At 45.0% G+C, this 14,638-nt stretch carries 10 protein-coding genes; 1 reads left to right on the top strand and 9 read right to left on the bottom strand.

The features are described 5' to 3' along the window. Window positions 1-43: 43 nt before the first annotated feature. From oppF to HLM86_RS02365, 5 genes are all read right to left on the bottom strand, one after another. Entirely contained in the window at window positions 44-1,054 is a 1,011-nt protein-coding gene (gene oppF, locus HLM86_RS02385; RefSeq protein WP_143678108.1) for a murein tripeptide/oligopeptide ABC transporter ATP binding protein OppF, read from the bottom strand. Further along, a complete protein-coding gene (locus HLM86_RS02380) occupies window positions 1,033-2,004 on the bottom strand; it encodes an ABC transporter ATP-binding protein (protein WP_076585029.1) in 972 nt (323 codons plus the stop codon). Before HLM86_RS02380 ends, oppF begins: the two co-directional genes overlap by 22 nt. A gap of 47 nt (window positions 2,005-2,051) precedes the next feature. After that, complete coding sequence (gene oppC, locus HLM86_RS02375; RefSeq protein ID WP_076585031.1) at window positions 2,052-2,954, bottom strand: oligopeptide ABC transporter permease OppC; 903 nt, start codon at window positions 2,952-2,954, stop codon at window positions 2,052-2,054. Between the two features lie 15 nt (window positions 2,955-2,969). After that, window positions 2,970-3,890 (bottom strand): oligopeptide ABC transporter permease OppB, encoded by a 921-nt coding sequence (gene oppB / locus HLM86_RS02370; protein ID WP_076585033.1) that lies wholly within the window; start codon window positions 3,888-3,890, stop codon window positions 2,970-2,972. 75 nt (window positions 3,891-3,965) lie between these two features. Then, window positions 3,966-5,627: an ABC transporter substrate-binding protein gene (locus HLM86_RS02365; protein ID WP_076585035.1), complete on the bottom strand. Its 1,662-nt coding sequence runs from the start codon at window positions 5,625-5,627 to the stop codon at window positions 3,966-3,968. 583 nt (window positions 5,628-6,210) lie between these two features. Between HLM86_RS02365 and HLM86_RS02360 the strand changes: the two genes are divergently transcribed. Next, complete coding sequence (locus HLM86_RS02360) at window positions 6,211-8,124, top strand: tetratricopeptide repeat-containing diguanylate cyclase (RefSeq protein ID WP_254868735.1); 1,914 nt, start codon at window positions 6,211-6,213, stop codon at window positions 8,122-8,124. A 65-nt stretch (window positions 8,125-8,189) separates the two neighbouring features. On the opposite strand, the gene HLM86_RS02355 is transcribed toward HLM86_RS02360, so the two are convergent. The 4 genes from HLM86_RS02355 to HLM86_RS02340 all read right to left on the bottom strand — a co-directional run bounded on the left by HLM86_RS02355 (window position 8,190) and on the right by HLM86_RS02340 (window position 14,630). Continuing rightward, window positions 8,190-9,146, bottom strand: coding sequence for an ABC transporter substrate-binding protein (locus tag HLM86_RS02355; RefSeq protein ID WP_083949279.1), 957 nt, complete (start codon window positions 9,144-9,146; stop codon window positions 8,190-8,192). A 59-nt stretch (window positions 9,147-9,205) separates the two neighbouring features. Then, window positions 9,206-10,876: a pyridoxal phosphate-dependent decarboxylase family protein gene (locus HLM86_RS02350; protein WP_170882045.1), complete on the bottom strand. Its 1,671-nt coding sequence runs from the start codon at window positions 10,874-10,876 to the stop codon at window positions 9,206-9,208. A gap of 27 nt (window positions 10,877-10,903) precedes the next feature. Next, a complete protein-coding gene (locus HLM86_RS02345; RefSeq protein ID WP_076585041.1) occupies window positions 10,904-12,799 on the bottom strand; it encodes a methyl-accepting chemotaxis protein in 1,896 nt (631 codons plus the stop codon). Between the two features lie 316 nt (window positions 12,800-13,115). Beyond that, window positions 13,116-14,630: a M28 family metallopeptidase gene (locus tag HLM86_RS02340; protein WP_076585043.1), complete on the bottom strand. Its 1,515-nt coding sequence runs from the start codon at window positions 14,628-14,630 to the stop codon at window positions 13,116-13,118. Window positions 14,631-14,638 lie beyond the last annotated feature (8 nt).

Raw genomic sequence — 14,638 nt, 5'->3', positions numbered from 1 at the left:
GAATTATTTGAAGTTTCGCTTTGCTCTAAGGCGCTAAGAGGCGTTACATACTGACATGCAAACAGGAAACCGCATGAACATCATTACCTTGGATAGTCGGTTTGGTACTCGCACATGCCTCATTCGCTTGCGGGCAACGAGTACGAAAAACACACCCTGAAGGAGGATTCATCGGAGAAGGTAAATCGCCTTCCAACATGACAATTTTTTTACTGCGTTCAAGCTTTGGATCTGGGATTGGAACAGCAGACATCAATGCACGTGTGTAAGGGTGTTTGGGGTCGGCAAACAACGCTTTGGACTCCGCCAACTCAACCGCGTTCCCTAAATACATGACCAACACACGATCAGAAATATGTTTAACCACCGACAAATCGTGGGCAATGAACACCAAAGAAAGTTTGAGCTCTTTTTGCAGTTCTTTTAAAAGATTAACAACCTGAGCCTGAATCGATACATCCAGAGCCGATACAGGTTCGTCACAGATGATCATTTTAGGCTTTAGGATCAATGCTCTCGCAATCCCAATACGCTGACATTGACCCCCTGAGAATTCATGAGGGTAACGATTGATGACATTTGGGAGCAACCCTACTTTCGCCATCATGGCTTTGACGCGGTCCTTCACTTCTTCTGCATCAAGTTGTGGGTAAAATGTCTCCAATGGTTCAGCAATAATATCCCCTACCGTCATGCGTGGATTAAGCGACGCAAGAGGGTCTTGAAAGATCATCTGAATATCTTTCCGTGTTTCTCGGCGCTGAACCTCTTGCATTTTAGTCAGGTCTTGGCCAAGCCACATAACATCGCCATCGGTCGCTTCCACCAGCCCAATAATAGCGCGTGCAAACGTCGATTTACCGCAACCTGACTCGCCAACGACACCCAGTGTTTCACCTTCATAAAGGCGAACATTGACGCCATCAACCGCTTTCAAATTAGACGGCTTACTCCAAGGCCAAACGGATTTTGACGCAATGCTAAAGTGAACTTTAAGATCTTTTACATCCAATAATAACGGTCTATTTTCGCTCATTCTGCCCAAGCCTCCCATTTGGAAAAACACGCACGCTGACGGCCATCACCAAATGGCGTCAAAATAGGTGCATCTTGCTTACAACGATCCATTACCCGGTGACAACGCTCTTGATAAGGACAGCCTTGGGGTAAACGAAGTAAGTTCGGCGGGTTGCCCGGAATGGTCGGCAATATTTCACCCTCTGCATCTAATCGAGGAATTGCTTTTAACAGCCCCTCCGCGTAGGGGTGGCTTGGGTTGTAGAATATTTCATCAACCGTACCATACTCCATCGTCCGGCCAGCATACATCACCAGTACCTTGTCACACGAACCCGCCACGACACCTAAGTCGTGAGTAATCATGATGATTGCAGTATTGAATTCATCTTTCAGCTCATTGAGCAGGTCCATAATCTGTGCTTGAACCGTCACGTCCAAAGCGGTTGTTGGCTCATCTGCGATCAACAGTTTAGGCCGACATAACAGAGCCATGGCGATCATCACCCGTTGCCGCATGCCCCCTGAAAATTCATGCGGGTACATCGTAATGCGTTTGCGAGCTTCCGGAATTTTGACCGCTTCAAGCATACGGACAGACTCTTCAAACGCCTCCGCTTTACCCATTCCTTTATGAAGCATTAATACTTCCATTAACTGGTCACTCACCTTCATATAAGGGTTAAGTGACGTCATGGGATCTTGAAATATCATTGCGATCTGTTCAGCTCGCACTTTATTGAGCGCATTTTCTGGCAAGTTGAGAATTTCGTTGCCTTCAAACTTAGCACTACCTGTGATAATTCCGTTCTTTGCCAATAACCCCATAATGGCGAAAACGGTTTGGGATTTTCCTGATCCGGATTCACCAACGATACCCAGAGTTTCCCCTTGATTCAGGGAAAAATTTAAATCGTTAACTGCGGTGACGATACCATCTTGCGTGGTGAATTCGACGCGCAGATCTTTGACATCTAACAAGCTCATCATTGCTTCCTTAATCTTTTATAGATCTTATAATTTGGTGCTTTTCATTATCTGTCTTTTGGATCCAGCGCATCGCGCAGACCATCACCCACATAGTTAAAGCAGAACAAAGTCACGACCATAAATGCGGCAGGAAATGACAGCTGCCAGATTGCGATTTCCATTGTTTGCGACCCTTCTTGCAAAAGGGCGCCCCAACTTGTCATCGGTTCCTGAACACCAAGACCAAGGAATGAGAGGAAAGATTCAGTTAAAATCATACTAGGGATCAGCAACGTAGAGTAAACAGCAACAATACCCAATACATTCGGTACAATATGACGAGTAATAATTTTCCACTTACTCACACCACACACGTGCGCTGCCTCAATAAATTCTTTGCTACGCAGACTCAGAGTCTGACCACGCACAATCCTAGCCATGTCAAGCCAAGCAATCGCGCCAATCGCCACGAAAATAAGAATGATATTGCGCCCGAAGAACGTGACCAAAACAATCACCAGAAACATAAAGGGGACTGCGTAGAGAATTTCAAGGATCCGCATCATAATACGGTCAACTTTACCACCAATAAAGCCGGAAGCCGCGCCGTAAAGTGTTCCTATCACCACAGCCACCAAGGCACCCAGTATGCCAACCATGAGAGAGATTCGCCCGCCCACTAACGTCCGCACATAGAGATCGCGGCCTAAGCTGTCAGTCCCGAATAAATGTTCAGCACTCGGTCCGATGTGCATGGCATACCAATCTGTATCATCAAAAGTATGCTGTGCGACCATGGGCAAAAATATTACCGCCATGGTCATTACAAATAGGATACACAGGCTCACCATCGCTGCTTTATTGCGCATAAAGCGAATACGGGCATCCTGCCATAAACTGCGGCCTTCCACTTCGAGATTTTCTGCAAATTTCTCGACCGCTTCTAGGTTTTCTTTTTTCGTTAACATAACCATACGTCCCTGTTAGTAGCGAATTTTCGGGTCAATCATTGCTAGTAGAATATCTACCACCGCGTTGAATAGAATAAAAAGGAAACCAATCAAAATAGTAATACCCATAACCAAGGAATAATCACGGTTAAATGCCGCATTGACAAACAATTTGCCAATACCAGGTAAACCAAAAATAGTTTCGATAACAACCGACCCCGTGATGATCCCAACAAAAGCCGGTCCCATATACGAAACAACAGGTAACAAGGCAGGCTTGAGCGCATGTTTAAGTACAATGTAGCGATAACTTAACCCTTTAGCGCGAGCAGTACGAATAAAGTTACTATTGAGCGTTTCTATCATTGAGCCGCGCGTGATTCGAGCAAACGTCGCAATATATAGAAAGGACATGCCTAATATTGGGAGCACCATGTACTCGATCGCGCCGCCATTCCAGCCCCCTGCTGGGAACCAGCCCAGACCAATAGAGAAGATGTAAATCAACACAGGTGAAAAGACAAAAGAGGGTAAAACTACCCCAATCATTGAGGTCGACATGATGGTGTAATCTAGCCAGGTATTTTGTTTGAGGGCAGCAAGCGTACCGACGGCAACGCCGACAATCAAAGTGAATATAAAGGCATAGAATCCGACTTTTGCAGAAACAGGTAACGCCTCGGAGACCAATTCATTCACGGTGTAATCTTTGTATTTAAATGACGGCCCAAAATCACCTTGAAGAATATTCCCAAGGTAGGTCAGGTATTGTTCTGATAACGGTTTGTCTAAACCGTATTTTTCATTAATATTTTGCATAACTTCAGGAGGAAGAGTCTTCTCTGAAGAAAAAGGGTTACCCGGTGCAAAGCGCATCAAAAAGAAAGAAACGGTTATTAGCACTAGTAAGGTAGGAATAGCTTCAAGGATTCGAGAGAAAATTAGCTTTAACATAGAACATCTCACATCTAAAAAAAGCAGTGCGCCAATAACACAGGCTATCAGCGCACTGGGTTTCTAACTCAAATATTATTTAGTGATATACATATCTTTTGAGTAGATATTATCTTCAGGGTTCTTCTCAGGATATCCCCCAAGGTGAGTGCTGATTAAGCGAGGCTGAACATACTGATAAATCGGCGCAAGTGGCATATCTTTCGCAAGTTGAGCTTCGGCAATAGCATAGTAGTTATTGCGCTCGGCTTCCGTTTTGGCGACTTGCACTGCATCTTGCATGGCTTTATCAAATATCGTGCTCGAGTACTTTTGATCGTTTGAGCCGTTTTCTGTCATCCCTATCGCTAAGAAGGTCGACGCTTCATTGTAATCCGCGCACCAGCCAGCACGACGAACATCAAAATCTCCCTGTTTAGAGCTTTCTAAATACGTTTTCCACTCTTGGTTTTCCAAACTGACATCAATGTAGTCACCCAGAGACTTTTTCCACATCGATTGAACAGCAACCGCAATCTTTTTATGGTTTTCACTGGTGTTATACAACAAAGTGAAGTCCAACGGGTTCTCTTTACCAAAGCCGGCGTCGGCCAAAAGTTCAATCGCTTTGTCAACGCGCGTTGTTTGGTCCATCAGTGCATATTCTGGAGCATCAGGCGCAAAGCCTGTAATGCCACTGTGTGTGAGAGAGTAGGCAGGCTGTTGCCCTTGGCCTAAAATGGCATTGGTCACAACATCACGGTCAATCGCGTATGACAATGCTTTACGCACGCGAACGTCGTCAAATGGCGCTCGCTGGGTATTAAATCCATAGTAGTAAGTACAAAGATTAGGTGATACCACCACATTCTGTGGGTATTCTTTGACAAGACGGCGGAACTGTTCATTCGGCACTTCATAAGTCATATGAATTTCGCCAGAGAGAAAACGGTTCATCTCTGCGTTTTGGTTTTCGATGGGTAGATAGGTCACCTTATCAATCGTAGTATCTTTGTTGTCCCAGTAGTACTCATTGCGCTTCGCGACAATTTTTTCGTTGACGACCCATTCAGAGAGCACATAAGCGCCATTGCCCACAAAGTTGCCAGGCTTGGTCCAATCATCACCGAATTTCTCGACCACCGCTTTGTTGACTGGATACATGGTAGTGTGTGCCATCATTTTCACAAAATGTGGCAGAGGAAGTTCCGTTTCTAGAACCAATGTATGATCATCAATTGCTTTAACGCCCAACTCACTGACGTCTTTCTTGCCAGCAATAATATCTTTGGCGTTCTTCATCTTGGTATATTCAACAAACCAAGCATAAGGGGAAGCCGTCATAGGATCGGTAACACGTTTAAAACTGTACTCAAAATCATGAGCAGTGACAGGCTCACCATTAGACCATTTTGCATCTTTGCGAATGGTAAACGTAAAGGTTTGATTATCATCGGTCGTCCAAGACTCAGCAACACCAGGAATGGTGTTACCCAAAGCATCTTGAATGACCAATCCTTCCATTAGATCACGTAAGACATGGCTTTCTGGGACACCTTCCACTTTGTGCGGGTCAAGAGAGGCCACTTCTGTGCCATTACCACGTACAAGCTCTTGCACCGCCGCCAGTTCAGTAGACTGAGATTGAGAATCGGTTTGGCTAGTTTGTTGTTCTTCTGGTTTTTCACCACAGCCCGTGAGGGCAAGAGAGAGTCCTGCACTAACCAATAGCGCACGAGTGATAGTGTTCTTGTACATAAGTAAACTCCAGTTTTTTTAATTTGCATCCATGACATCTTCGTAGTTTATTCAAAAAGGCAGTGAATTAGATCTGATTAGAACAAAAATTAAGCACAAAAGCCTGAATACCAGCAAAGATTGCTGCACACATTATCAATCATCCGATAGATTTGCCATAAAAATGTAGCAAAAAGTCGTATAATTCCACTATATAGCTAACATTTTGGTAACTTTCACTACCGAATCTAAAATTATTAGTGTTTTAAATCAACAATAGTTTGGGCTGTGGATTGAAGTGTTGATTAATCTGATAAGACACCAATAATCAGTGTCTTACTCTAGCATTTTGCCAGATACCCAGTAATCGTTATGTAACGAATGTAACATTTAAGTGCATTCGATTACGTAAATGCAACTTTATGTGAAATAAGTCACCTTACTAGTAGGCGTTCGGTTCTAAGTTGACTTGAAATGTCGAATGGTCAAGCACATTTGTTATGGGTGAAGACAGTACTAAATGTTCAATTTTATTGTTCATCATGAACAAGTACTTTTATTGATAGAATAGTAATATATTTTTATACCCTGAACATGATAAACCATGCCCCACTTGTTTAAGCCGCTTCTCACCCTCTTGGCCATAGCCTTCCCGTTATTTGCTCATGCCGCATGCCACATACCACCGAAAAATGACTACTTGTACCAATACCTAGGTGGCGAGCCCAAGCCGATGCTGAATTTCTATTACAATTCTTTATGTAAACCGAGCCAGGTTGACGTTTCTCGTATTAGGCTACCAACAGAGGCCACGCCATCAGAGCAAGCGCTTTACTATTTTGGTCTCAGAAACCTACGCGAGTTTGCAGGGCTAGAGACATCAAACGTCCCTAATCTTGTTAAATTAGCGAGTGTTCACCAACTTAAATGGGCCGAAGCCGAAGCCAAGCTCAATCAGGCGATTGACTTACTCGACTCCGATCACATTGTGGAGGGAGAGCAACAATTACTTGAGGTGGTACGTCTTGCCAAAGACATTGGTTACAGGCGTCTATTAGGGAGAGCCTATCGGTGGTTAGGTAATGCAAAAATCCAACGCGCTGATATCAAGGCAAGCCTCCACTACTATAAAGTGGCTTATGCGGTTTTAGAGGCCATGGACGACCATTTTCAAACCACCATGACATTAAATAATATCGCCACCGTATACATGCAATCAAAAGAGTGGCCGCGCGCCGAACACTACATATCACGAGCACTGGGGCTCTATGATTCTCAGGGGTATGACAACCATTTATTCGAAGCAATATTGTACTCTAATGCCAGCGCTATTTATTTTGCAATGAACGACAAAGTACCTTCGCAACAATATATGCAAAAAGCGCTGCAAGAAGCCAATGCAACAGGTTCAAACCAAATAAAATTGACCATATTATCCAATATGTCAAAGCAATACAGCGATGCAGGGTATGTAGAACAAGCGCTTGAATTAGCCAAACGCTGTATTAACGAGGCTCACATTCACACCTCCATTTCAGGACTCACACTCGCCAGATGTTACAGCGCGTATTCCGAAGCCAATGCTGCTGCCAAAAATTTTGAAGCAAGTATTGACTATGCAAAACAAGTGATAAAAACATTAGCGTCATCTGCAAGCGATGATATTCTTTTGCAAATTGACACACTGGAGACTTTAGTTCGCGCCTATGAAACTCAGGGGAATTATCAACAGGCCTTAGCATACATGGAGCGCCAGTCTATCGTTCAACAGCGCTTTTATCGTCAAGCCTTTGATGATGAAATACTGAACGAAAAGTATGCTTTGGAACGCGATCTCAATAGCAGTGAACTCAAACTGCTTGAAGCTCGCAACGAATTGCAGCAGACCAAACTCAATGCACAACGAACCAGAGATATTCTCCTAGTTTGTTTATTTGTTCTGATTGCCTTCCTCTTCTCGCGTCGTCTTTTCAAAATGAAACGTCTAAATAGAGAGCTCGAAGACCAAAACACAACCGACCTGCTCACAGGTCTCTCTAATCGGCGCTATGTAGAGAACTGGTTGTTAAACCGCTCGTCTTCTCCCCTTCATAACCGTTTGTATGGCCTGGGTGTGGTTGATATCGATCATTTCAAGCACTTCAATGACACACACGGGCATGATATCGGCGACCAAGTATTGCAAGCGACGGCCACACTGTTAAAAAACAACATCCGGGGAGAAGACATTGTTGCGCGCTGGGGAGGTGAAGAGTTTGTAATCTTGATATCCGTCGACAATGGACACGCGATTGAAGAAACATTAGAGCGGCTTCGTACAAGTGTTAGCCAACACCAGCTGACCATCGGCGAGAAAATATTGGCCGTCACTATATCAATAGGATGCCAACTTTGTAACGAAGACGAGCTAACAAACCGTTGGGATTTTGTCTTCAAAGCGGCAGACGATGCTTTATATCAGGCTAAACAAAACGGGCGTAATCAATATGTCCTGTTCCACCGTCAGGATGAAAGCTAGACCAACGTAGATTCATTATGCATAACATCAGCAACCTATGTTTCCATAAGCGCACGCCTTGACTTTCATTGACAAATCACTGTTTTTTTCAAATGTTGGATATAATCTGTTTTTCTTTTTATCCACTCTCTCGCGGCATCATCAACCTCCAACTTATCGATGTCGGCCAAGGTTGCGGCTAAAGCAATATCGCTATTCGTCAATCTGAAATGTTGCACAATTTTAAGAGCGCATGGTGATTTTGTGAAAAGCTGCTTTGAAATCGCCACCTTCAACCAACCATCTTTGGGGTTTCCACAATCCCAGAGAAATTTAGCGCTGTAACCCCAACTCGGATCGTCCTCGCATTTTTGAGTGTGATCCGGAAATTCAACGAAACTTCCAGGATAGACAAATTCGACCCAGTTGGGTGACCAGTTAAAAATCAGTAAGGGCTTTTTTTGCGCGATATATTCATGAATTTTTTGATTGATCGCTTCTCCCGATGCCAAGATGACGACTTTAAAATCAAGATCGAGCGCTCGAATTCTGGCATTATCCGGCTTCTCCCAAGGGCCGGTATAGAAAGTGCCCACTTCTTCACCCTGTTGAGCAAACAATGCAGAGCACGCTTTTAACGCTTTCCAGTCGGGCAAGCCAGGGCACATAGACTCAACATATTTGGGGTACCACCACTCCTCACGCGTTGTGGCAAAATGTACCGCCCCTTCCTCGAGCAAATTCTTATCACGTAGATCTTCAAACTGAGGCCCCATTGACCCTTCCCAAACTTCCACTTGAATATCTGCTTTCCCCGTACTCAAATACATCCACTGGGGCGTAGAGGGGATGGTGATGACCTCTGAGTCAATCCCATAAGACGCGAGAATATCGGACAGAACATAAGTGAGTACGCGTTGACTTGCCCAATCCAATTCCAAAAGATAGACCATTTGCTGGGCACTCGTGTGCGGAACATGACCAAGAAAAACAAAGCTTAAACAAATACGCTTAACGATGCTAATGGTATCACCCTGATTCATTCACTGATTCTTAAACCAAAGATTAGGTCATGATGTGAAGAAATACATCAACCAATCAGTCATCGAAACAAACGACAATACTCATCAATGTGCTCTCTTGATGTATACGGATTAAGAAACACGGCTTTTTCACCGGGCAGTGTTAAGCAGTGGCCTAAACTGTCATATTCGGTATGCGCAATAGACTCAACCCAATTGGTGTTCAGCCCTCGCCCGCGCCGATTGAGAAAGTGATTACGGTGAAAGACGGTATTCTTGATCAATTCGTCGACTTCCTTGTCACTGTGTTTGACGTCTCGCTCCCTTTGGTACGTGTGCAAACCAGAACCACACTCACGCGGGTATAAGCGCATGGCCACCGCGGGGCCATGGTTATCAGCCCCAACCACATGACATGTTGGGATTTGTTGCATGCGCATCCGTAAGTAGTTCGCATTCTGTAAACCATGCGCCATGACAACCTGATAACCTTCCTTGCCCATGAACTGCATCGCCGAGTATGCAGAGAATACTCCCACCGCGCCACGTGAACATTCGATAGTCGACTGGAGGTGTGTTTCTTGTTTTAGCTGTGAGTCAAAGTAAGAGAAATAACTCGCGTCCTGACTTAACGCATCAAAATCACGCCCATCTTTGACCATCAACAAACTCGACGTATAGGGCGAGTAGCCCCATTTCTGGAAATCGACAGTGAAAGAGTCTGCCGCTTGCAGACCTGCAATCATTTTTTTAAGGTAGTCGACGCTCTTGAGTGTCGCGGAATTGATCGCCAATGGATTTCGTTCAAGATCATAGTCATTAAAAAACATAAGGCTCCATCCCACCGCTGCATCGACATGGATATGGGGCGCTCTTCGCACACCATATTGACGACACAAACGCTGCGTGATTTGCCTCACTTTGACAATGTCATCAATGGCAAAGGTATCCGTTGTTCCGCACGTCAACATAATGGTCGGCACAGAAATTCGTTGATGAAAACACTCTTTGAGGCGACGCTCCAAATCCAAAACGCAGATCTGATTGTTGGCATTTATCTTGACCCGTATAACCTGATTGTTGATATCAATGCCGAGCAAAGAAAGATTGGTCATATTAGAGTAGTGACCAGACTCGGAGTTGATCATGCAAAATTTTTTCCCAGCGACACCGTCAAGCTTTGACGTAGGAAACGTTTTTCTCAAACCGAACAAGTAGCCGTACAGATTACAAAATGTTCCTCCTTGGGTGAAGATCCCCCCAGCGGTTTTCGGATTGTAACCTGCAAGATTGGCAATCTGCCGAACCACCAAGCGTTCCAATTCAACCGCCATACCCGCGTATTCACTGTAAACTAAATTAGGATTTTTCAGCGTAGCGAGCATTGCGCCATGAATCGCGGGGTCACAAGGGGTCGAAATAACATTTTCTACTGAACGAGGGTCTTGCCAATCCTTACACTGGTGAGCAGCAAACAGGGCCAAAGGATCAAAGGCCTGCGTTGGCTCACTCATTCGCTCCGGAATATCAACTCTTTCACTCAATGCTCGCTCTAGAGAGGCTTTCTCTTGAGGAGAAAATGGGCTGGTTCGCCTTGACAACATGCTCAACTCTGGGGAAGAAAAAAGCGGCCAAATGCGCTCGTCACGACTAAAAAATCGACTGACGACATCGTTATATTTCTCAACGTAGTGAGAAGACAGGGTATTTGCTTTTAAGCCATCTCTTTCGAGTATTGCTGCATAGTACATACATTACCTCCTAGAAGCTCAAAAGCATCAACGTAATTTAAAGTTCGCGACCAACCTTTCTAGTTCTTGATTTGTTCCTCCCAAAGATTCTGTGGCAACAACCGTTTGCTGGCCGCTGCTCACTAAAGACGTCACTATTTCACTGATCGAGAGCATATTGCGACTCAGCTCTTCCGCTACGGTACTCTGCTCTTCTGTCGCAGCGGCAATTTGTGTACTGACATCATCAATTTCTTTCACCGACACAGACATAACACCAAGGCTTTCAGATACATCTGACGTTTTCTCCGCGGTCGACTGGCACTGCCCTTTCGTCGTTTCCATCGCTTTGACGACATTATCAGTGCCATCCAGTAACTGAACGAGCATGTCTGATATTTCGGTGGTGCTGTTCTGAGTACGTGCCGCCAGAGCACGAACTTCATCGGCAACGACAGCAAACCCTCGTCCTTGTTCTCCCGCCCTTGCCGCTTCAATGGCCGCGTTCAATGCCAATAAATTGGTCTGCTCGGATATTTCACCGATCACAGTCAGTACATCGCTAATTCGATTCGCATCCTTTTTCATACTGACAATACGGCTAGACATGTCTTCCACTTCTGTCACCAAGGTGCTGACCGTAGAGACCGCATTATTGACAATTGACAGCGAAGATTGAGCCTCTTTACTGGCAGACTCTGTAATTCGATTAGACTGGTGGACGCTTTCCGCAACCGTTCTCGCACTTTCACTCATTTGAGTTATAGCCGTTACTACTTGCTCGGTTTCGCTGGAGTGGGTCAACAATTGAGACTCATTTTCTTTTGCCGTTTCACCCAGCTGTATCAGACTCGACGAAATGCTCTCGCTTGCCTGAGAAATCTGTAACATCATCTGTTGCAAGCTTTCAACAAATTGATTGAAACCTTGACTGATTTGGCCTAAATCATCATGACTACTGACCTCCAAACGCTGTGTAAGATCACCATTACCTTGAGATAAGCCCAGCACGGCAGATTTTAGCCCCAGTAAGGGCTTATAGGCATAATGAAGAATGACAAAGATCGCGCCAAAACTAATGACAAACAAGATAAACCCAGTCCCAATGGCTTCTTTTTCCGCTTTATCAACCGACTGAAGCGCCGTTGCCTGATCAACGAACACCATCAGAGTCCAATACATATTATTCGTCAGATTGACTCGTTGGAAATATCCATCGAACTGAATCCCGAGATAAGGGAAGGTCAAGTGGCCACTTTGCTGAGCGGAGAACATTCGCTCCATATCCGCAAAATTAGCACTCACTTGTGAAGGCGTTCGGCCAATATCATTCGGATCATCACTGGCAAAAAACACCGCATCATGGTCGGTCAAGGTGGCGGCACCACCAGCAAAGCGCATGCTACTCACGGTTTTAATGACTTCTCCCAGTTGAATATCACCAAGCAAAACACCGACAAATTGCCCACCTTCTAATACTGGCATAGTCACACTGATCACTTTCTCACCCGTGACTTTGTCGTCGTAAATACCAGTGAGCGCAACGCCAGTTGCTGCTTTGGCCGCTTTGTACCATTCACGGTCACGGAAATCAAAACGGTTGCTGCTTGGGAGCGACATATAATTGCGGCCATCATCATAAGTCATGATGACATTGGAAATCCCCGTACTCTTGGCGAGCAAAGAGACCAAATTTTGATTTCCGTCATCAGACAAAGAAGAGGTAAATTGCGTTGAGGCTTCAGCGATCGCGTTGATACGAAACTGCATCAACTGCTCAAGCTCTGTGACATGAAAGTTGAGCTTATTGCGAGTTTCACTCACCAATGAGCTGACCATTTTTTCTTTCATTGATACGATGTTGAGCGTGCCTAGAACGATAAGTGATATCGTCACTAGCAAACCGACACCGAGATATATACGTGTTTTAAAACCAATATTCATTACGCCTCCTCACTGCATGCACGAGCGAAAAAAAGAACGTAAGGATGAAGTCCGGTTTACTTATCTATTTTAAGTATCGACAACGGATTTCTCCGTAATCTGAAAGCTTGCGCTTTCTGTAAACCGTGAATACACCCAGCCAACATAATAACATTAGCTTCACACGGCAAATATACGCAAGCATTATTATATGAAATTATTATTTTAATTGGCATTTTTTTGGAGTAAAGTCACTAATTTGAATTGATTTTACAATCAAAATCAGATGTTTAGTGAGAGATTAAAGATGGTTTGTCAACAAACCATCTTTTGTCAATTAACGCGTCGTTGCTTCCAAGGTCACGCCACGGTATGCCGAATATCCATCAAGCAGGATATGATAGGTTCCGGGTGTCGCGTTGTTAAACGTACAAGTTTCACTGTTTCCATAGCGGTAGGGGCGACAGTCCCAATTCTGTTTGCTCGCTTCGCTACCAAACTTAACGTAGAGATCGAGGTCCCCTGTTCCATCGGATGTTTTAATATCGAGTGTTTTAGAGGTGGTTAATTCAAATTGATACAACGTTTGGCTACTCGTCCCACCCGACAACCCAGTCACCGGCACGCCATCTTGAAGGTCATTCCCAGGTTGAGGAGGGGTGCCTGTTGCATTACCCATTTCAATCGCATAGGCCAGCCCTAACTGAGTAAATTTGGTGGCATGAGCTCCCGTCGGATCAGAATTCTCTAAGGTATCTCGTGTCGTGTGGATTTTGGGGTTTGAGTTGTTGAACTTGGCTTCAAACGGCATCGCAGCTGAATACCCAGCATTGTGCCATGAAGCATGATCAGAGCACGCGTAGCCACAGCGATCATAGGTATAACGTAACGCGGGTAAATACTCATCAAGCAGCTGAGTCAAAAATTGCGTTAACCCACTGTCGACATAGTCATTAATGAAGACAATATCTTCGCTCGACCCTTTATAGTTCGTCATATCCAGTTGCAATACTGACACAACATTTTTGCCCTGCGCCTTATAGGTGTTGGCAATGTCCTGTGAGCCTCTTAAACCGACTTCCTCTGCCGCGTATGCCATAAACGCCATCGAGCGTTTGGGCTTAAAATTATTTTCAGCCAACACACGAATAATTTCTGTCACGCTGGCAATACCTGAAGCATCATCATCCGCACCAGGCGCGATCGACTGTTCATTCGTCCATGCACCAATGGTCGAATCCAAATGCCCCCCCATGACCACCCACTCATCTGGACTTTCTGTCCCCTCAATGGTCAGAATCACTGATTTTTGATTATAGCCCGAGTGAGAAAACTGCTCGACATTCACGTTAGGCAATCCTGAGGTTAGCGCGCGCCAGCGGTTTGCAATCCAATCAGAGGCTTGAGCACCTGAAGTCGTCGTATAGAAACGGTTGTTAAAGCTGGTCAAAGAACCAATCGTGCCCGTGATCTCTGCGGGATTGACTTGTGGCAGCCAAGCATTGACCGTGGCCTGTTGCGAGATATCCGGCATGGAAAAAGTGGACAGTGTTAATGGCATTGCACTCGCCGCCATCGCACTCTGAACAGACCCATGCACCATATAGCCACCACATCGATGATGTTCCTCATGCATGTTATGAGACAGTCCGGCCAGTTGGTTGGTGTCAACTTGCCCAACCCATACATCGCCACTGCTGGCTATCGAATGAGGCAACACCGCCTGAGCCTCTGACTTAGCGACGGTTTTGGCTGCATCAGAGCCGATAGAAATCCACACTTTATCTTCAGCGTAAGCGTTGAAAAAGGTGGCTGTAAGAGTCAGTGCCAAACACGTTTTCGTGTAGTTCATAATCTCCT

The organism is Vibrio ostreicida (assembly GCF_013074385.2).
GTDB lineage: Bacteria > Pseudomonadota > Gammaproteobacteria > Enterobacterales > Vibrionaceae > Vibrio > Vibrio ostreicida.
This window is presented reverse-complemented; position numbering and strand designations above follow the sequence as displayed.